General features: G+C 71.8%; 16 protein-coding genes and 1 pseudogene. 9 read left to right on the plus strand and 8 right to left on the minus strand.

Going from position 1 to position 18087, the window contains the following annotated elements:
- The first annotated feature begins 57 nt into the window (after nucleotides 1–57).
- The 4 genes from LLS1_RS14570 to LLS1_RS14585 all read left to right on the plus strand — a co-directional run bounded on the left by LLS1_RS14570 (nucleotide 58) and on the right by LLS1_RS14585 (nucleotide 6272).
- Nucleotides 58–2286 (plus strand): alpha-galactosidase, encoded by a 2229-nt coding sequence (locus LLS1_RS14570; RefSeq protein ID WP_226656625.1) that lies wholly within the window; start codon nucleotides 58–60, stop codon nucleotides 2284–2286.
- A gap of 101 nt (nucleotides 2287–2387) precedes the next feature.
- Nucleotides 2388–5030: a X2-like carbohydrate binding domain-containing protein gene (locus LLS1_RS14575; protein ID WP_226656627.1), complete on the plus strand. Its 2643-nt coding sequence runs from the start codon at nucleotides 2388–2390 to the stop codon at nucleotides 5028–5030.
- A gap of 25 nt (nucleotides 5031–5055) precedes the next feature.
- Nucleotides 5056–5310, plus strand: coding sequence for a hypothetical protein (locus LLS1_RS14580; RefSeq protein ID WP_226656629.1), 255 nt, complete (start codon nucleotides 5056–5058; stop codon nucleotides 5308–5310).
- Nucleotides 5307–6272, plus strand: a complete 966-nt coding sequence (locus LLS1_RS14585) for an acetylxylan esterase (RefSeq protein ID WP_226656631.1) — start codon at nucleotides 5307–5309, stop codon at nucleotides 6270–6272. The genes LLS1_RS14580 and LLS1_RS14585 overlap by 4 nt, the downstream gene beginning before the upstream one ends.
- Here LLS1_RS14585 and LLS1_RS14590 read toward each other — a convergent pair.
- From LLS1_RS14590 to LLS1_RS14600, 3 genes are all read right to left on the minus strand, one after another.
- The gene (locus tag LLS1_RS14590; RefSeq protein WP_226656633.1) at nucleotides 6216–7109 is read right to left on the minus strand and encodes a DUF5996 family protein; all 894 of its coding nucleotides are present in this window, start codon (nucleotides 7107–7109) and stop codon (nucleotides 6216–6218) included. The genes LLS1_RS14585 and LLS1_RS14590 overlap by 57 nt on opposite strands.
- Before the next feature lie 68 nt (nucleotides 7110–7177).
- Nucleotides 7178–7819: a helix-turn-helix domain-containing protein gene (locus tag LLS1_RS14595; protein ID WP_226656635.1), complete on the minus strand. Its 642-nt coding sequence runs from the start codon at nucleotides 7817–7819 to the stop codon at nucleotides 7178–7180.
- A 5-nt stretch (nucleotides 7820–7824) separates the two neighbouring features.
- Nucleotides 7825–8259, minus strand: a complete 435-nt coding sequence (locus LLS1_RS14600) for a VOC family protein (RefSeq protein WP_226656637.1) — start codon at nucleotides 8257–8259, stop codon at nucleotides 7825–7827.
- A gap of 134 nt (nucleotides 8260–8393) precedes the next feature.
- Here LLS1_RS14600 and LLS1_RS14605 point away from each other — a divergent pair, with 134 nt between their 5' ends.
- Complete coding sequence (locus LLS1_RS14605; protein ID WP_308443818.1) at nucleotides 8394–8981, plus strand: RNA polymerase sigma factor; 588 nt, start codon at nucleotides 8394–8396, stop codon at nucleotides 8979–8981.
- 65 nt (nucleotides 8982–9046) lie between these two features.
- On the plus strand, nucleotides 9047–10426 hold the full coding sequence (locus tag LLS1_RS14610; protein WP_226656638.1) for a hypothetical protein: 1380 nt from the start codon (nucleotides 9047–9049) through the stop codon (nucleotides 10424–10426).
- A gap of 151 nt (nucleotides 10427–10577) precedes the next feature.
- Here the strand turns inward: LLS1_RS14610 and LLS1_RS14615 are convergent, their stop codons facing one another.
- Both LLS1_RS14615 and LLS1_RS14620 read right to left on the minus strand, forming a co-directional pair.
- The gene (locus LLS1_RS14615; RefSeq protein WP_226656639.1) at nucleotides 10578–11558 is read right to left on the minus strand and encodes an NAD-dependent epimerase/dehydratase family protein; all 981 of its coding nucleotides are present in this window, start codon (nucleotides 11556–11558) and stop codon (nucleotides 10578–10580) included.
- Nucleotides 11555–11995, minus strand: coding sequence for a MerR family transcriptional regulator (locus tag LLS1_RS14620; RefSeq protein ID WP_223359098.1), 441 nt, complete (start codon nucleotides 11993–11995; stop codon nucleotides 11555–11557). The genes LLS1_RS14615 and LLS1_RS14620 overlap by 4 nt, the downstream gene beginning before the upstream one ends.
- A 152-nt stretch (nucleotides 11996–12147) precedes the next feature.
- Here LLS1_RS14620 and LLS1_RS19555 point away from each other — a divergent pair.
- A pseudogene (locus LLS1_RS19555) lies at nucleotides 12148–12264 on the plus strand (DUF2510 domain-containing protein); the annotation flags it as partial.
- A gap of 138 nt (nucleotides 12265–12402) precedes the next feature.
- On the plus strand, nucleotides 12403–13536 hold the full coding sequence (locus LLS1_RS14630; RefSeq protein ID WP_226656894.1) for a DUF1524 domain-containing protein: 1134 nt from the start codon (nucleotides 12403–12405) through the stop codon (nucleotides 13534–13536).
- A 33-nt stretch (nucleotides 13537–13569) separates the two neighbouring features.
- On the opposite strand, the gene LLS1_RS14635 is transcribed toward LLS1_RS14630, so the two are convergent.
- Both LLS1_RS14635 and LLS1_RS14640 read right to left on the minus strand, forming a co-directional pair.
- The gene (locus LLS1_RS14635) at nucleotides 13570–15219 is read right to left on the minus strand and encodes an amidohydrolase (protein WP_226656640.1); all 1650 of its coding nucleotides are present in this window, start codon (nucleotides 15217–15219) and stop codon (nucleotides 13570–13572) included.
- Nucleotides 15216–16646 carry a cytosine permease gene (locus tag LLS1_RS14640; RefSeq protein WP_226656641.1) on the minus strand — a complete coding sequence of 477 codons (1431 nt, stop codon included), beginning with the start codon at nucleotides 16644–16646 and terminating at the stop codon, nucleotides 15216–15218. Before LLS1_RS14640 ends, LLS1_RS14635 begins: the two co-directional genes overlap by 4 nt.
- A gap of 82 nt (nucleotides 16647–16728) precedes the next feature.
- Here LLS1_RS14640 and LLS1_RS14645 point away from each other — a divergent pair, with 82 nt between their 5' ends.
- Nucleotides 16729–17370: a TetR/AcrR family transcriptional regulator gene (locus LLS1_RS14645; protein ID WP_226656642.1), complete on the plus strand. Its 642-nt coding sequence runs from the start codon at nucleotides 16729–16731 to the stop codon at nucleotides 17368–17370.
- Nucleotides 17371–17388: 18 nt separating this feature from the next.
- On the opposite strand, the gene LLS1_RS14650 is transcribed toward LLS1_RS14645, so the two are convergent.
- Nucleotides 17389–17991 carry a TetR/AcrR family transcriptional regulator gene (locus LLS1_RS14650; RefSeq protein ID WP_226656643.1) on the minus strand — a complete coding sequence of 201 codons (603 nt, stop codon included), beginning with the start codon at nucleotides 17989–17991 and terminating at the stop codon, nucleotides 17389–17391.
- Nucleotides 17992–18087 lie beyond the last annotated feature (96 nt).

The following is an 18087-nucleotide window of genomic DNA, read 5'->3' on the forward strand; positions in this document are numbered from 1 at the left end:
CACAGTAGGCATGGTTAATTGACACTGTCAAGTAACTCAGCCGCTAGGAGCCCATCCATGCCCGACAGCCACGGCAGCGCGTTCTCGCTGCGCGCCGCAGGCGCCTCCCTCGTCCTCGACGCCGCCGGGCGGGTGCCGCGCATCCTGCACTGGGGCCGCGACCTCGGCCCCCTGGACGAGGCGGCGCTGGAGGGTCTCCGCGCGACCGCCGGGCCGGCCGTGCTCAACAATTCGCCGGATGTCGCCCGTGTCTTCAGCCTGTGGCCCACGGAGCTCGAGGGCTGGGCGGGGACACCGGCGCAGGAGGGGCACGCCGCCGGGTCGGCCACGACCCCGCGGCCCGAGACGGTCGCCGTGCGGCACCGCACCGACGGCACCCCCGACGCCCCGGCAGGCGGACGCGTCGAGGTCGAGCTCGCCGACACGGTGACCGGTCTCCGCTCGACCGTCTCGCTCGCCCTCGACCCGTTCGGCGTGCTCGCCGCCGACGTCTCCGTGGTGCGGGACACCACCCTGCTGGGCGCGGCGGACGGCGTCGGCGCCACAGCCCCGTACGCGCTCGACGCCCTCCGCGTCCTCCTCCCCCTCCCCGACCGCGCGACCGACGTGCTCGATTTCAGCGGCAAGTGGTGCCGCGAGCGGGCCCCCCAGCGCGGCGCGCTGCTCTACGGCAGCCACGTGCGCCGCAGCCGGCGCGGCAAGCCGGGACACGACTCCCCGTTCCTTGTGGTCGCGGGCACGCACGACCTCGGGTTCGGGCGCGGCGAGGCCTGGGCGGCGCACCTCGCGTGGAGCGGCGACGTCGAGTACGTCGTCGAGAAGCTGCCCGAGAGCCCCGGCCCGTTCGCCGCCGTCCTCGGCGCGGGCGAAGGACTGCGGCCGGGCGAGATCCTGCTCGCCGACGGCGAGCGCTACGACGCGCCGACCGCGCTGTTCGTCTGGTCGGGCGCCGGCCTCGACGGCGTCGCCGACCGCCTCCACCGTCGGCTGCGCGCCCGGGCGACGCATCCGTCGTCTCCCCGTCCACTCACGCTCAATTCGTGGGAGGCCGTCTACTTCGACCACGATGTCGAGCGGCTCTCCGCTCTCGTCGAGCGCGGCGCGCGTGTCGGCGTGGAGCGCTTCGTGCTCGACGACGGCTGGTTCGACGGGCGCCGGGAGGCGAACGCCGGGCTCGGCGACTGGGTGGTCGACCGTGCCGTGTGGCGCGACGGGCTCGCCCCGCTGGTCGACCTGGTCCGCTCGCACGGCATGCAGTTCGGCATCTGGTTCGAGCCCGAGATGATCAACCTCGACTCCGACCTCGCGCGCGAGCACCCCGACTGGGTGCTCGGCCCGCGCCAGGGGCTCGGCGCGACGGCGCGCAACCAGTACGTGCTCGACCTGACCCGACCCGACGCCTACGAGCTGGTGCTCGACCGGATCAGCGCGATCGTCGACGAGTACGCGGTCGACTACATCAAGTGGGACCACAACCGCGACCTCTCGGAGGCCGTCAGCGGCCGGTCGGGCAGCGACCGTCCCGCCGTGCACGCTCAGACCCTCGCCCTCTACCGGATGCTCGACACACTCCGCGAACGGCACCCCGGCCTCGAGATCGAGACCTGCTCGGGCGGCGGCGGCCGCGTCGACCTCGGCATCCTCGACCGCACGGACCGTGTCTGGGCCTCCGATTGCAACGACCCCGTGGAGCGCCTGCAGATCGAGCGCTGGACCCGCATGCTGGTACCGCCGGAGCTGATCGGCTCGCACCTCGGCGCCGAGCGCTCCCACACGACCTCCCGCCGCACCGACCTGTCGTTCCGACTGGTCGTCGCCCTCACCGCGCACGCCGGCATCGAGTGGGACCTCCAGGAGGCCGACGACGACGACCTCGAGCGGATCGCGCGCTGGGGTGCGGCCTACCGCGAGCTGCGCGGGCTGATCCACAGCGGCCGCATCGTCAACGCGGACCTGTCCGACACGACCGCCGCCCTGACCGGGATCGTCGCCCACGACGGAAGCCGCGCGCTCTTCACCTGGGCGCGGCTCGCGACCTCGGAGCCCGGCCAGTCCGGACGCGTCCGATTCCCGGGACTCGACGACGGCGCACGCTACCGCGTGCGGGTGCGCGACGATTTCGGGCTCGCGAGCCGGCACGAGGCCGTCGACCCCTCGTGGGTGACGGCCGCGCTCGCCGCCGACGGGATCGTCCTCCCGAGCGCCGTGCTCGGCGTCGCGGGCGTCCCGCTGCCGACCCTCAACCCTCAGCAGGCGATGCTGTTCGACCTGGAGCGGGTGGCGTGATGCCGCCGCGCACCGGGGAGCGGCACCGCCCCCCAGACGGCCCACCGCAATAACCGCCCGGGCGCACCGACGCGTCCGAGCGCTTCAGAGAGGAAGACCGCATGACACGCCAGACACGCGCGCGACGGAGCCTGCAGGCCCTCGTCGTGTCGATCGCGGCCCTGGGACTGGTGGCCACGGCCGCCGTTCCGGCCGGCGCCGCACCGACGGGGTCACCGACGGGCTCGCCGTCGACGAGCGCGCCGGCCCCGACCGATCCGTCCACGCCGCAGCCGTCCGCATCGCAGCCCACGCCGTCCGCGACCAGCACGTCGGCCCCCGGCCCGGAGGCGTCGGCGACGGCAGACCCCTCGACCGCTCCCACCCCGGCTCCGACCACCGCCCCCTCCACCGCTCGCGGGTCCTCCCCCGCGCCCACGATCGCGGCGCCGACCGCGCCCGCGGTCGACAGCTGGGCCACGAAGCCCTACCTGGGCTGGAGCAGCTACAGCATGCAGGTCTACAGCGGCGACTCGAAGTGGATCACGGCGGACCAGATCATCGCCCAGTCCGACGCCATGAAGACGAAGCTGGGCAAGGCGGGCTACGACCGCATCAACGTCGACTCCGGATGGAACGACGGCGTCGACGCCAACGGACGGCCGACGCCGAGCGCGACCCTCTACCCGCGGGGGCTGAAGAAGGTGATCGACCACGTACACGCGAACGGCCAGAAGTTCGGGCTGTACTTCATCCCGGGCATCTCGCCGGACGTGTACGAGAAGGCGTACCCGATCGCGAACGCCCCCGGCTGCACCACGCACGACATCGTGAAGCAGCCGCTGCAGCAGGCCGACTACTGGAAGATCGGCTACCGCATCGACTTCGCGAACCCGTGCGCTCAGAAGTACGTGGACTCGATCGTCGACCAGCTCGCGGCGTGGGGCGTGAACTTCGTCAAGTTCGACAGCGTGACCCCGGGATCGGGTGTCAGCGACCTGTCGCTGGACGCCCGCGACGACGTCGCCGCCTGGTCGAAGGCGCTGAAGGCGAAGAGCATCTGGTTCGAGCTGTCGTGGGCGCTGGACATCGACTACGCGGACACGTGGAAGCAGTACGCGAACGGCTGGCGCGTGGAGTGGGACGTCGAGTGCTACTGCGCGGGAGTCGCTCTCACGCAATGGGACAACATCGCGCGCCTCTTCCCGCGTGCCGCCGACTGGTGGCGGCACGCCGGGCCCGGCGGATGGAACGACTTCGACTCGCTCGACGTCGGCAACGGGACGATGGACGGCCTGACGAAGGACGAGCGCCGCACCGCGACCACCCTGTGGGCGATCTCCGCCGCGCCGATGTATGTCGGCAACGACCTGACGAAGCTCGACCAGTACGGCGTCGACCTCCTGACGAACAAGGAGGTCGTGGGCGTGAATCAGACCGGCACGCCCGCGCAGCCGGTCTCGACCGCCACGGACAAGCAGGTCTGGTACGCCCCGAACGCCGACGGCAGCTACACCGTGGCCCTGTTCAACCTCGGCCGCACCGACGCCGACGTCACGGCGAACTGGTCCGACCTGGGGCTGACCGGCGCCGCGAGCGTCCGCGATCTCTGGGCGGGCAAGGACCTCGGAACGTTCGACACGACGTTCACCGGGCAGACCGTCCCGATCCACGGCGCGCGCCTGCTGAAGGTCACTCCGAAGAAGGGCACCGCCGTCGCCCTGAACGACGACGCGCAGCGCGTCCAGTACACCGGCGCGTGGACGCGCAACGGCGGCCTCGAGGTCCCGGCGACCACGCAGCAGCTCCCGGTCGCCGTGGGCGACTCGGCGGCCGGGCAGGTGCCGACGCCTCCCGCGTCGAGCCGCGTCGTCGCGGTGAACGACGGTGACGCCGGGATCGTCTACTCGGGCTCCTGGGGCCAGAGCGGGGGTCGCGGGTTCGGTGACTTCCGGGACGACGTGCACTACGTCGAGGCCGACGGCTCGTCGTTCCAGTACACCTTCACCGGCACCGGCATCGACTACGTGACCGAGCTCGACCCGTCGCAGGGCGACGTCGACGTGTACCTCGACGGTCAGTTCCAGAAGACGGTGAGCACAGGGCGCGACGCGGGCCAGCCCCGCCTGGCGCAACAGGTCGCGTGGAGCGTCGGCGGCCTCCCGAACGGCTCGCACACCCTCCGGGTCGTCAAGAAATCGGGCGCGTTCATGCTGCTCGACAAGCTCGATGTCACGCTGGAGAGCCTCCTGCAGCCCGACGTGGCGGTCTTCGACAAGGCGTCCCCGGCGGACGTGCCGGTCACGCTGCTCCGCGACGGCGGCGAGCTCGCCGGGATCGTCCGCGACGGCAGTGCGCTGAAGAAGGGGGCCGACTACACCGTCTCCGGCAGCACCGTCACGCTGCGGGCGCAGTACCTCGCGGGTCTGCCGGACGGCACCGCCGCGCTCGGGTTCCAGTTCCGCGGCGACGCGCACGACGACGTCCACGCCACCACGAAGGACGGTGACCGTGTGGACCTCGCCTTCCGCGGCACCGGCGTCTCCTGGATCGGCGACACCGGACCCGACCAGGGGAAGGCCGCCGTCTACATCGACGGACGGCTTGCGAAGACCGTCGACACGCGGTCGGATGCTCGACGCACAGGCCGGACGCTCTTCAGCGTGGACGGGCTGCGCGACGGCGATCACCGCATCACGGTCGTGAAGGTGTCCGGCGACGTGCTGCGGCACGACATCTTCCAGTACACCGTGAAGAAGCCGTAGCACCGCATCCGCCAGGAGGAGCACCATGTCCCACCCCGCCCGATCCGTGTTCGTCGGAGACTCGATCACCGACGGCGACCGCGATCGGAGCGACCCTGCGTCGCTCGGCGAGGGGTACGTCCGCCTGCCGGCGGAGGCCCTCGCCGGGCGGCCCGGTGCTCCCGACGGCGTCTGCGTGCTCGATGCCGGCGTCTCCGGCGATCGCGCCCTCGATCTGGCGGCGCGCTGGAACGAGGACGCGCTCGCCGCCGGAGCCCGGCTGGAGGCCTGCGCCTCGTGACATCCCCGTTCCCCGCTCCTCTGGGCCACGAACTCCTGCCGACGCCCGCTGACTACCGCGCGTACTGGGACGAGGCCCTGGAGTCCGCGCATCGCCACCCCCTCGACCTCCGCCGAACCCCAGTCGACACGGGCCTGACCACGGTCGACGTCTTCGACCTCTCGTTCCGCGGCGCCGGTGGCCGGCCCGTCAGCGCGTGGCTGCGGGTCCCGCGCCAGCGCAGCGGTCCCCTGGCGGCCGTGGTGCACGCCAACGGCTACGGGGCCGGACGGCTCTCGCCGATCGACGATCTCACCTGGTCCGCCGCGGGGCACGCCCACCTCACCGTCGGCACGCACGCGCAGGGGGGAGGCAGCACCGGCCACCTCCTCGACGGCATCGACGACCCCCGCCGGTCGTACTACCGAGGAGTCTTCGTCGACGCCGTCCGCGCCGTGGAAGCGGTGCGCGCACTCGACGAGGTCGACCCCTCCCGGGTCGCGATGATCGGCAACAGTCAGGGCGGCGGCATCGCGCTCGGCGCGGGCGCGCTCGTGCCCGACCTGGTCGCGGTGCTCGCGCAGGCCCCGTTCCTGACGGCGGCACCGCTCGCGCTGCAGCAGGCGGCAGCGGGCCCGTGGACGGAGCTGCGCGCCTATCTGACCGAGCATCCCGCCCGAGCCGCCGCCGTCGCTCGCACCCTCGCATACGTGGACGGCGTCACCTCCGCCCGCCATGCCATCGCACCCGGCTGGATCTCCGACGGGCTCGCCGACGACATCTGCCCGCCGGCGACCGCGCGGGCCGCGGCGACGGCCTACGCGGCGCCGGTCGTCTTCCGCGAGTGGCCGGGCGCCGGGCACGAAGCCGGCGGCACGGCCGATCGGGAGACGGCGGTGCGGGTGCTGGCGGAGCGATTCGGCAGGTCAGCCGATCGCCGGCCACTCCCCCAGCCGCGCTGCCGCGGCCGACGTGACCCGTAGGAACTCCAGCGCCAGGGCCTCCGGGTCCCCCGCCTGGCGAACGACCTCGTACGGCAGAAGGAACTCGCCCAGCGCCGGGTCGTAGTACGCGCCCTTCGGCACCTGCGTCTCCGCGTAGCCGGCCGGCTCCGGGTACGCGTAGGAGTAGAAGGCGCCCTCACGGCCTCCTCCGGGCCAGAACCCCGAGCTGCTGATCTCATCGCTGTACCCCTCGACCATCACACGATCGGGGCAGTTCGGCACGCCGCCGGGATGCACGGGAGCCGGGCGGCCGGAGAAGCGCGTGGTCGCGAGGTCGAGGGCGCCCCAGAAGAAGTGGACGGGGCTCGCCTTGCCCCGGAACTCCGCGCGCAGGCGTCGCAGAACCCCGTCCGCGCGGATGAGCTGCTGCCAGAACGCGTGGACCTGCCCGGAGTCGTACGTGCAGTGCTCCTCGTCGATGGCGAACGGGATCGCCGGGACGACCTCGTTCGGCGTCGGGACGATCTCCAGCGCGATGCCGAGACGGCCGAGGGCGTCGAAGGTGCGGCGGTAGAACTCGGCGACGGTCATCGCCGTCAACGCGAGCTCTTCGCGGCCGCCGTCGCTCGTGCGCAGCACCAGGCGGTGGTCGAGCAGGTCGAACTCGATGTCGAGCACCCCGCCGTCGACGGGGATCGCACCGGTCGTCAGCCCTCGGGCGCTCAGCGAGAACGTCACATGCCACCAGTGGTTGACGAACGGCGAACCCACCATCCGCAGCTTGCCGACGATCTGCAGCCACATGTGCAGCGTCTCGCGGGTCGGCCCCCAGGCCTCGACCTCGAGCGACGCCCACGACGTTCCACGGTTCTCCATGACGACCTCCCGCGTCCAGTGTGCCGGATGCGGGTGAACAGAGGTCGGCGCAGTTGCGGCCCGCGCCCTCAGGCCGCCAGGTGGAACGTGTCGGCGAACCGGTCGAGCAGTTCGCCACGCCCGTGCAGCACCTCGACCACTCCGGACGCGATCGCCGCGCCGGGGGCGAGTTCACCCGAGATCAGCCGGCGGATGCCGGGCCCGGCGGCGAAGGCCAGGTCGGCCGGACCGTCGCCGCGCGCCACGTCGAGCGCGGCCCCATCGACCCGGATGAGCAGCTCGGCCGCCCCGACGTGCGCGCCGTAGACCGTGGCGGGCAACTCCGCGGCGACCTCGGAGCGGAACGCCGTGCGCAACGCCATCGTCATCGAGTCGGGGGTGACGATCTGCTCCTCGCGCGGATCCCCCATGGCTTTGAAGCCCCACGCGCCGAGCGCGAGCACCACCGGTTCGAGCTCCCGACCGTACGGGGTCAGCTCGTAGACGATGATGCGGGAGCGCGGAGCGCGGCGGATGATGCCCGCCTCCTGCAGCTCCTTGAGCCGCGCCGCCAGGATGTTGCTCGGGATGCGCGGCAGACCCGCGGCGAGCTCCCCATAGCGGCGCGGCCCGACGAGCAGGTCGCGGATGATGAGCAGCGCCCAGCGTTCTCCCACCAGCTCGAGAGCCCGGGTGACCCCGCAGTACTGCCCGTAGTCGCGTACGGCCATCGACCTCAGGCCTGCTGATTCGCCACGGCCTCGGGCCCCTGCTGGGCGGCGACCGGGTCCATCCACCCGAACTCGAGGATGTTGCCGTCCGGGTCGGTCAGCTGGCGCTGGTACATGAAACCGTAGTCGGCGGCGGGTCGCGCCTCCGAGCCGCCCGCCGCCAGCCCGTCTGCGGTGGCCTTGTCCACCGCTTCGCGGCTGTCGAGGAAGATCGCCGTCGACACCGAGGGGTTCGTCGCGGGATCGCCGATGGGGAGGTCGGTGAAGGTCTGGAAGAACTCCCGCACCAGGATCATGAAGTAGCTGTGGTCCTCCTCCACCACGACGCACGCCGCATTGTGATCGGTGAACAGCGGATTGATGCGGAAGCCGATCGCCGTGTAGAACGCCTTCGCGCGCTCCAGGTCGGTGACGGGCAGGTTGACGAACATCGCGGTCATCGTGGTCTCCTTCGACGGTTCTGAACTCCTGACGGAAGTCATACTTGCAAAAAGCAAGTGAAGCGTCAAGAGGGAACGGGAACCGATGACCTCCCCGCCTGCAAGATCCACGGGATACTCGACACAACCGGAGTGTGAGGATCGCCAGGACCGCAGCCGACGACGACACCGACCGTGACACCGACACCATCGAGGGGGTGGCGATGCCCGACGACGATTCCCGCGCACCCGCGCACGACGCCGACTGGTTCACCGCCGTGGTGCGCGAGCATTCGGGCGCGCTCGTCCGGTACTTCGCGCGGCGCGGCCCGCGTCAGGATGCCGAGGATCTCGCCGCCGACGTGTTCGCGACCACGTGGCGGCGCCGCGACGACGTGCCCGACGCGGCTGTGCTCCCCTGGCTCTACCGCACGGCGGGGTTCACCCTCGCCAACCATCGCCGCAAAGCCGTCGACCTTCCGGTGGCGGAGGTACCCGAGGCCGGCGAGGCCCGTGTCGGAGAGGATCCTGAGCTGAGCGCCCTCGTCGACGCGGAACTGCGCGGGGCGCTCATGAGCGTCGGCGACCGCGACCGTCGCATCCTGCTGCTGCACGCCTGGGAGGGTCTCGACGGCGCCGAGCTGGCCGCGGTCCTCGGAGTCTCGCGGTCGGGAGCGGACTCGGCGCTCTCCCGCGCCCGCAAGCGCCGGCGCGAGGCGTGGGGGGAGAGGCACGCCTTCTGACGTGCAAGATCCGCGCCCGCGCGGACAGAGACAGGGATGAAGGCTTCCCACGGAGGGTGATCGACATGACCGACGACAACGAGCTCGACCCGCTGGCGCGACTGCGCGCCACCGACCCGGCGGCGGGCGTAGAGCCCTCGGACGGTTTCGTGGCCGACGTGATCGCGCGGGCGACCGCGGAACCGGATGGCACCGACGGCGCAGACGGAACGGCCGCCCCCGTTGCCGACCTCGGGGCGGCCCGCTCCCGTCGCCGCTCGCTGTGGCGCCCGATCGCCGCGGTCGCCGCGTCCATCGCGATCATCGGCGGCGCCGGCTTCGCCATCGGCACCACGACGACGGGCGCGACACTCGCGGGCGGTGCGGCCGCCCCGATCTCGTTGGGCGGTCCGGGCGGCGGGGCGGTGGGCGGGTCGGCGGGAGCCACCGCCACCGAGGGCGGACTCGCGCCGCGTTCCGCTTCGGGGTCGGCCTCCGACCTGGCGTACCGCTTCGGCTTCGGCCGCAACAGCTTCACCGCGTCGGGGCTCTCCGGCTCGGGAGGCACGGCGAAATCGTACGGGTTCGACCCCCGATCCGCCTCCGACACGAAGACCGTCGCCGCCCTCGCCGGCGCGCTCGGCCTCAGCGCGACCCCCGAGTTGAAAGGCGGATCCTGGACGACGGGCCCGCAGGACGGCACCGCGCCCGCTCTGAGCGTCGGCCTCGACGGCACCCTGAGCTTCTTCTACTCGGACTGGGCGCTCTCCCCTGCAGCGTGCACGACCGAACCCCGCGTCGGCGGCGACGGCAGCAGCACCCCTTCCCCCTCCTGCACGCCCACCGCACCCCTCCCCTCGGCCGACGCGGCGATCTCCGCCCTGCGCTCGCTCATCACGTCGGCGGGGCGCGACCCCGGCTCGTTCGAGTTCACCTCCGAGACCTACGACGGTGCCGTCACCCGCACGGCCCAGGCGTGGCTCGTGGTCGACGGCCAGCGGGTGGACCAGTCCTGGTCGCTCGAGCTCGCCGAGAGCGGGATCGTCAGCGCCTCGGGCTTCCTCGCCCCGGTCGTCAGCGCCGGCGACTACCCGGTCGTCAGCGCCCAGAAGGCGTTCGAGCGACTCTCCGACCCGCGGTTCGGCCCGACGCAGACCGCGATGCCGCTCGCCGCGCGCGCCGTACAGGACGGCGCGCCCGCCATGTCACCGGTCCCGGCGGACGGCGCGACCGACGGCGCGACCGCTCCGGCCACACAGCCGCCCGCGGCCCCCTCGGCCGGCACCCCGCTCGCGTGGCCGGTGCACCGCGTTCACATCGTCAGCGCCCGCCTCGGCCTCGCCAGCCAGTGGCAGCCCGACGGGAGCGTGCTCCTGGTCCCCGCCTACGAGCTGACCGATGCGGACGGCGGAACCTGGTCCGTCATCGCCGTCGCCGACGACGCGCTCGACTTCTCCGGCGAGTGAGCGGCGCGTCCCCAACCCGACAATTCCGGAGATCTTGCCGGCATCCGCCCGGATCTCCGTTCGAGCGGCGAGTTGAGCGGCGTGTCGACACAGGTCTCCGGCGCTAGCGCATCGCCGCGGCCCCTGGGCGGACCGGGGGTCGGCTGCGCTTCTAGCCCGTCCGCCCCAGCAACCCCAGGTCCCGCAGGCTGGTCGCCGTCTCCACGATCGTCTCGACGGCCGGTCGCGGGTGGAGGCCGAGTTCGGCCTTCGCGCGGTCGTTGCGGATGGTGAGGGGCGCCGGTTCGTCGCCCGGCAGTTCGGTGGTCGGCACACGTGAGGCGAGGTCGCCGAGTTCGGCGCGGAGCACGTTCGCCACGTCGAGGAAGGTCATCGTCGGGCCGTCGGCGAGCACCAGGTAGCGCTTGCCCGCGGCGGCCGGCGTGTCCATCGCCGCGCGGTGCGCCGCCGAGACGTCCCGCACGTCCGCGATCCCGAAGCGCTGGCGGGGAACGGCCGGGATCGTGCCGTCGAGCATCCCGGTGAAGAGCGCCAACGACGAGCGTGCGGAGGCGGTCAGCGTCGGGCCGGCGATCCAGGTCGGGTTGACCACGGCCAGTTCGAGACCGCCGCCCTCCTGCTCGACGAAATCCCAGGCGGCGCGCTCCGCCACCGCCTTGGACAGCGGATAGGCCGGGAGGCCCGGTGTGGCAGGGTCGGTCCAGTCGCGCTCGTCGTAGTCGCGCACCGGCTTGGGCGAGTACCCCACCGCCGCGAAGGACGAGGTCAGCACGACCCGGCGGGCACCGGCATCGCGGGCCGCCCGCAGCGCGCGGAGGGCTCCGTCGCGGGCGGGCACGACCACCTCGGCCGGGTCCGCCGTCTGGATCATCGGCGACGCCACGTGGTAGACATCGGAGATTCCCGCGAGAGCCGCCGCCCACCCGTCGTCGTCGGTGAGGGAGGCCGTCGCGAACGACAGTCCGGCGTCGTCGGCGCCGGCCCGACGGACGGCCGCACGGACCTCGTCCGCCCGGTCGGCGGAGCGCACGGTCGTGCGCACGTCGGCGCCGCCCGCGAGCAGATCGGCGAGCAGGCGGGTGGCGAGGTAGCCGGTGCCGCCGGTGACGAGGATGGTGGGCGAATCGGTCATCGGAGGGTCTCCTCGAGTCGGGGAAGAATGGATTCCAGTTCGACGTGCGCCTCCGCCTCCGCGGCGACGTCGTCACGATCACGGGCATCCCAGAGCGACGCCTTCACCCGCAGGTAGTCGAGGTGAACGCGGAGGGTCGCGATCTGCTCCTCGACCCGGTCGGCATGACGGAGCAGGATGTCGCGCTGCTGCCCCGCCGCCTCTCGCCCCCGCCGCCGGTTCAGCTGGTACGTACGCATGTCGTCGATGCCGATGCCCATCGCCCGCAGGCAGGCGAGCACCTGCGCCTCGTCGAGATCGCTCTCGCTGTAGCGCCGGTGCCCGCTGCTCGCGTCCCGGGCGATCGGCCCGAGCAGGCCGACCTCCTCGTAGTAGCGCAGCGTGGGCTCGCTGAGCCCGCTCTGCCGGGAGACGTCCTGGATGGCCAACGTGATCATGTCCCCATCAGAACAGACCTCAAGCGCTTGAGGTCAAGCGCTACAACCAAGGTCACATTCCCGATCCGGACGGCCCCCAGTACGGGGGCGAAGCCGTGTCCAGGGAATCCCGGCGTCGATAGCCTGCTCCCACCCGAACCAGAGAGTCCTTCATGATCACCCCGTCTTCGCCTCCCCTGCCGCCCGCCGGGTGGTACCCGAACCCCGATAACGCGGCAGAGCTGCGGTGGTGGGACGGGACCGCCTGGTCCACTCACACCGCGCCCCGGACCGGGGCACCTTGCCCGATCGACTCGATCTCCGCGTCGGGACGGAAGACCCCGCCGAGCACCTGGGTGGGTGGCGCCCTCGTTGTGGTTTTCGGGCTCTCCGCGGCATCCGCCGGCGTCGGTACGTTCCTGGTCTTCGTGGCGTTCGTCGCCGGGATCACGGCGGTCTACACTCTCATCACAATGCGCCGGAGCTGGGCTCGGCTGCCGAAGTCGCGCCCGATCGCGGGCGGGATCGCAGCGGCATCCCTGGTCCTCCTGATCATCGGCACCAGCGTGTTCTCGGCCACGCACCCTTCGTCATCGGCGAAGGGGATCTCTGCCGCCCAGCCGACTATCACGGCGCGAACGGCGTCGCCGTTCGCATCTCCGACGCCGACATTCACGCCCGAGCCACTCGATCCCGCAACGGTAATCACCAGCGACGGCCCCTCGGTGGCCATCGCCGACAACAGCACCACGTCGACGACGGCACTCGACCTTCTCGCGACCCTCCCGGTCAAGGGAAAAGCGGCGTCCACCGGATATGCGCGGACAGCCGATTTTGGACCTGCCTGGATCGACGTCGACGGCAACAACTGCGACACGCGAAACGACATCCTCGCCCGCGATCTCACGAATCCGGTGCGACAAGGTGCATGCCGAGTGCTCTCCGGCACACTGGTCGACCAATACACCGGCACAACGGTCGATTTCGTGCGCGGCGACAAGACGTCCCCACTTGTCCAGATCGATCACATCGTGCCGCTGCAGAACGCATGGGTCACCGGGGCCCAGGGGCTCACACAGGCCCAAAGGATCAGCTTCGCGAACGACCCGCTGAACCTCATCGCAGTGGACGCAGCCTCGAATGAGAAGAAGGCTTCCGGTGACGCGGCCACGTGGCTGCCGAAGAGCGCAGCTTTCCGCTGCGAGTACGTCGCTCGGCAGATTTCGGTGAAGGCCACCTACGGTCTCTGGGTCACCAGCGCCGAGCACGACGCGATGGCAAGCATCTTGGGCGGATGCGCCGAGCAGCGCGCCGAGTCGTCGCCGTTCGTCCCGGCGGCTCCGGAACCGACGCCGACGATAGATCCCGTTCCCGCGCAGCCTGCACCGGCACCTGCCCCGGCCCCGGCCCCGGCGCAGCCCGCGCCGGCGCCGGCACCCGAAGAGCCCTCCACTCCCGGAAACGGTGCGACCGCACGCTGTAACGACGGCACTTACTCGTACGCGGCCCACCACCAGGGCGCATGCTCGCATCACGGTGGCGTCGCAGAGTTCTACAAGTAAGGACCGGCAGTCGCAGCGGCCGCTCCCGCAGATCTACCGCTCGAACCGCACTCGCCCTGCGACCACCGTCCGTACGATCTCGGCCCGCAGCAGCGCGCGCGGGTCTTCCGCGAACACGTCGGTGTCCAGCACCACGAAGTCCGCCGCACAGCCTTCGGCGATGCGTCCGCGCCACTCTCCGTCGCCGACGGAGGCTGCGGCGTCGCGGGTCGCGTGCGCCACCGCGTTCTGCAGCGGCAGCGCGTGCTGCGGCTGCACGGCCGCGATCGCGGGCTCGAGGGCGGAGGCGCGGGTGGAGGCGACGTACATGTTGGCGAGGGCCTGGTGGGGCGCCGTCGGCGAGTCGGTGGAGAACGCGAGCAGGGCGCCGGCCTCCTCGTACTCCGGCCACGGGAAGGCGCGCTCCACCCGGTCGTCGCCGAGCATCGCCATCCAGTTGTCGAAGATGGCCGGGTCCGAGTGGACCGGCTGCATGGAGGCGGTCACACCGAGGGAGGCCATGCGCTCGGCGGTGCCGGGAGCCGCGTACTCGAGGTGCTCGATGCGGTGGCGACGGGGGCGGTCGCCGTTGGCGGCGACGGCCTGCTCGAGGGCGTCGAGCGCGATCTGGCTGGCGTAGTCGCCGATGGCGTGCTGGGCGATCTGCAGGCCGGCGGCGTCGGCGGCGCGCACCACCGGAGCGAGGCGCTCGAGCGGCCAGATCGGGTCGGCGTTGCTGCCGTCCGCATAGGGGTGGCGCATCGCCGCGGTGCAGGCGTCGATCACGCCGTCGAGGATGAGCTTGATGCCGACCACGCGCAGCCACGGTGTCGCGGGTGCGGCGGCCAGGCGCGCGGCGTGCTCGACCTGGGCGAGATTGCGGGCGTCGTCGCCGGTGTTGGTGACGAGCCAGTGCACCGCCACCCGGAGGGGCAGTTCGCCGCCGTGGCGCTCCTGCGCGCGCTGCAGAGCGGCGAGACCGAACTCGTCCATCGCCATGTCGACGACACCGGTCACACCGGTCGCGAGGTAGGCGTCGAGGGTGCGCTGCACCTGCTCGTCGCGATCGGCGTCGGTCGTGGCCTCGTCGCGTTGCGCCCAGGCGTACTGGGTCGCTGCCGTCTCCAGCAGCATCCCGGTCGGCTCGCCCGACGCGTCGCGCACGATCTCGCCGCCGATGGGGTCGGGGGTGTCGCGGGTGATGCCGAGCTCGGCGAGCGCGACCGTGTTCACCCAGCACGAGTGGTAGTCGTTCGCGTCGAGGTAGACAGGGATGTCGGCGATCGCCTCGTCGATCATGGCCGCCGTGGGCGCGCCGCCGGGCACCGCGTCGAAGAGCCAGCCGCGACCGCGCAGCACGGTCGCCGACGGGTCGGCCTCCCGAGCGGCGAGCAGGAGGCTGCGGATGTCGTGGAGGTCGCGCGCCTCCGTCAGGTACACCTGGCCGAGCGCGGCGCCCATCATCAGCACATGGGTGTGCGCGTCGGTGAAGCCGGGGAGCACCAGACGCCCCTCGAGGTCGACCGTGGCGTCGGCGGCGGGCGGCTCCTCGCCCGCCCTCCCGACCCACACGATCGTGTCGCCGGCGACGGCGAAGGCGTCGGCCCAGCGGTCTGCCTCGTCGGCGGCGGCGGTGAAGACGCGGGCGTTCCGGTAGAGGGTGGTGGTGTTCTGCGCGGGCGTGCGCGGGGCGTCGGCGGTCACAGCCGGCCCTCCTTTCCGAGCCGGGTGCGGCCCAACAGTGCGTAGACGGCGGCGCTGACGATCATCCCGAGCGGCACGGAGAGGTCCACGTGGCCGAGGGCCTGGGCGATCGGCCCGGCCCAGACATCGGTCGAGAGGCAGAGCGCGGTGGTGAGACCGCCGACCAGCAGGGCCGCGACGCCCGGGATGCTCCAGCCTCCGGTGTACCAGAAGCGGCTGGTCCGGCTGTCGTCGAAGAGGTCGGTGCCGTCGTAGACGTTGCGGCGGCGCACGATGTCGACGGCGAAGATCGCCATCGCCGGGCCGGACACCACCACGAGGAACTGCAGCAGCAGGTTGGCGGCCTCCAGCAGGCTCGACGACAGCACCAGGTAGATGGTGAGCGCGGTGCCGACCAGTCCGACGATGATCGCCGCCGGGATGCGCTTGAGTTTGAAGCCGATGGCCTGCAGCGACATGCTCGACGAGTAGGCGGTCATCGCGTTGAGCGCGATGGTGTTGATGATCACGCCGACGACGAGCAACGGGCCCATCCAGCCCGGCAGCAGGTCGAACAGCGCGACGTCGATCCCGGCCTCGAACGCCCCGGCCTTCAGCCCGGTCGCCAGCAGCACGCCCATGCTCGTGAAGACGATGAAGGGCAGCGCGCCGCCGAGCGCGGTCGCGGCGGCGATGTGCGTGGGCTTCGTGGAGCGCGGCAGGTACCGGGCGAGGTCCGGGCTGTTGATGAACGACAGCGGGGTGGAGGCGAGGATGGTGAACCCGACCGAGATGGCCGACCACAGGTGCACGCCGCTCAGGGGGTTCGCGGCGGTGTAGCCCCAGTCGACCGTCGGGAGGATGAAGAGCGACACCGCGACGAAGATGACGAACAGCGCGACGGCCATCACGGGGAAGATCCGCAGGATCAGCGCGTGCCCGAAGATCGCGACCGCGATCGTGATCGCCGACACGACGATCGTCACGCCGATCGGCACCCACACCGGGTCCGTCAGGCCGACGCGGCGCAGCAGATCGGCGCCCATGAACGACGACGCGAGCCAGGTCAGCGACAGGAACACGGCCCCGATGAACCAGCCGACGAACGCGACGAACAGCTTGTTGCCGATGACTCCGTACATCGCGCGCGTGACGACCGAGCCGGAGGTGCCGGAGGCCGGCCCGCTGATCGCGATCATCCCCGGGAACACCCACAGGAGTGCCGCCGCCAGGATCACCAGGACCGCCTGCCAGATCTCCAGGCCGAGGAGGATGAGGGTCGCCCCCACCGTGAAGTTGAGGATGCTGACGCCGGGCGCCGCCCACACGAAGAAGAGGTCCCGCGCACGACCGTGCCGCTCGGCGTCCGAGATGACCTCGATGCCCCGCGTCTCGGGCTGGGTGGAGACATCCACGAACTCTTCGGCGCTGATCCGCTCTCCGGACATGCGTTCCTTCCCGACCCAGCTCCCTCGCTGTTGGTCATGTGCCCAATAGACTGTTGGTCAGTCATTCAATAGCATGGGACGCATGGAGTCAAGAGCAGGAACTCCCCGGGTGCGGAAGCGACCGGAGGAGCGGCGCGAAGAGATCCTCTCCGCGGCTGCCGAGATCGCCATCGACGAGGGCCTGGAACGCATCACCCTGCGTGCCGTCGCGACGCGTCTCGGCGTGCGGCCCGGCCTCATCTCGCACTACTTCCCCGCCGCCGAGGACCTCGTCGACGAGGCCTTCGCCCGCGCCGCCGAGATCGAGCGCGAACGCTTCTTCCCCACCGAGGGCACCCCGCTGGCCCGCCTCTCGCACTTCATCACCCACATCCAGACCGGCACCTCCACGCCGCTGGCCCGCCTCTGGCTCAACGCCCGCCACCTCTCCCGCTTCACTCCCACGCTCGAGGCGACCCTGCGGGAGCAGGACGCCCTCGACCGCGCCCGCCTCCGCGAGATCATCGCCGCCGGCATCGCCACCGGCGACTTCGCCGACGTCGACCCCGAGGCCGCCAGCATCCGCATCCTCATCGCCGTCGACGGGAGCGGCTCCTACGTCAACAGCACCGCCGATCTCAGCACCCCCGCGCAGGCGAGCTTCGTCGCCGATGTCACAGAGTGGACACTGGGCCTGGCGCCGGGGACGGTCGCGGGCGGGGTGGGGTCTTCGAGACCGCTCTGACCAGAAGAACCGGGGGCCTCACGCCGGACCGGGCGCCCGCAATCCCGCCAGCAGCAAGCGCACCATCCGCTCAGCACGCGGTGACGTGCCGGCGCCGTTCGGCCCGCCCGGCCCTCCGGCCTCCCCGCCGTGGCAGAGGTTCGCCACCGCGCCGAGGAATTCACCGGCATCGACCGCCTGCACCACGTCACCCGATGCGGCTGCGGCGGCGAGGAGCCGCTCGAGCGTCGGGGCGAGGTGGGTGGCGAAGTAGTCAGCGAGCGGTTCGTAGGCCGGGTCGCCGGAGTGGAGGGCGGCGGCCAGCCCGCGCTTGGCGGCGACGAACTGCGTGTAGCGCATGATCCAGCGATCCAGCGCCTCGCCGGGAGCGTAGGCGGCCTCGATCGCGGGGGCGGCGTCCACGCACGCATCGATCTCGTGCCGGAAGACGGCGGAGATCAGATCGGAGCGCGACGGGAAGTGGCGGTAGAGCGTCCCCACGCCCACGCCGGCCTTCGCCGCGATCGTGCGGACGGGCGCATCCACCCCCGACTCGGCGAACACGGACTTCGCCGCCTCCACCAGGGACGCGACGTTCTGGCGCGCGTCGGACCGCTGCGGGCGGACGGCCGAGTCGGTCATGGCGGGCTCCCTCTGGCGGACGGGACGCAGCCCGTGTACAGTCGTCATGTAAGCGGAACATTGTTCCGGTTAGAGCGTGAGCTCAACCGGAGCGCC

The sequence above is a fragment of the Leifsonia sp. LS1 genome (assembly GCF_020521355.1).
Classification (GTDB): domain Bacteria; phylum Actinomycetota; class Actinomycetes; order Actinomycetales; family Microbacteriaceae; genus Leifsonia.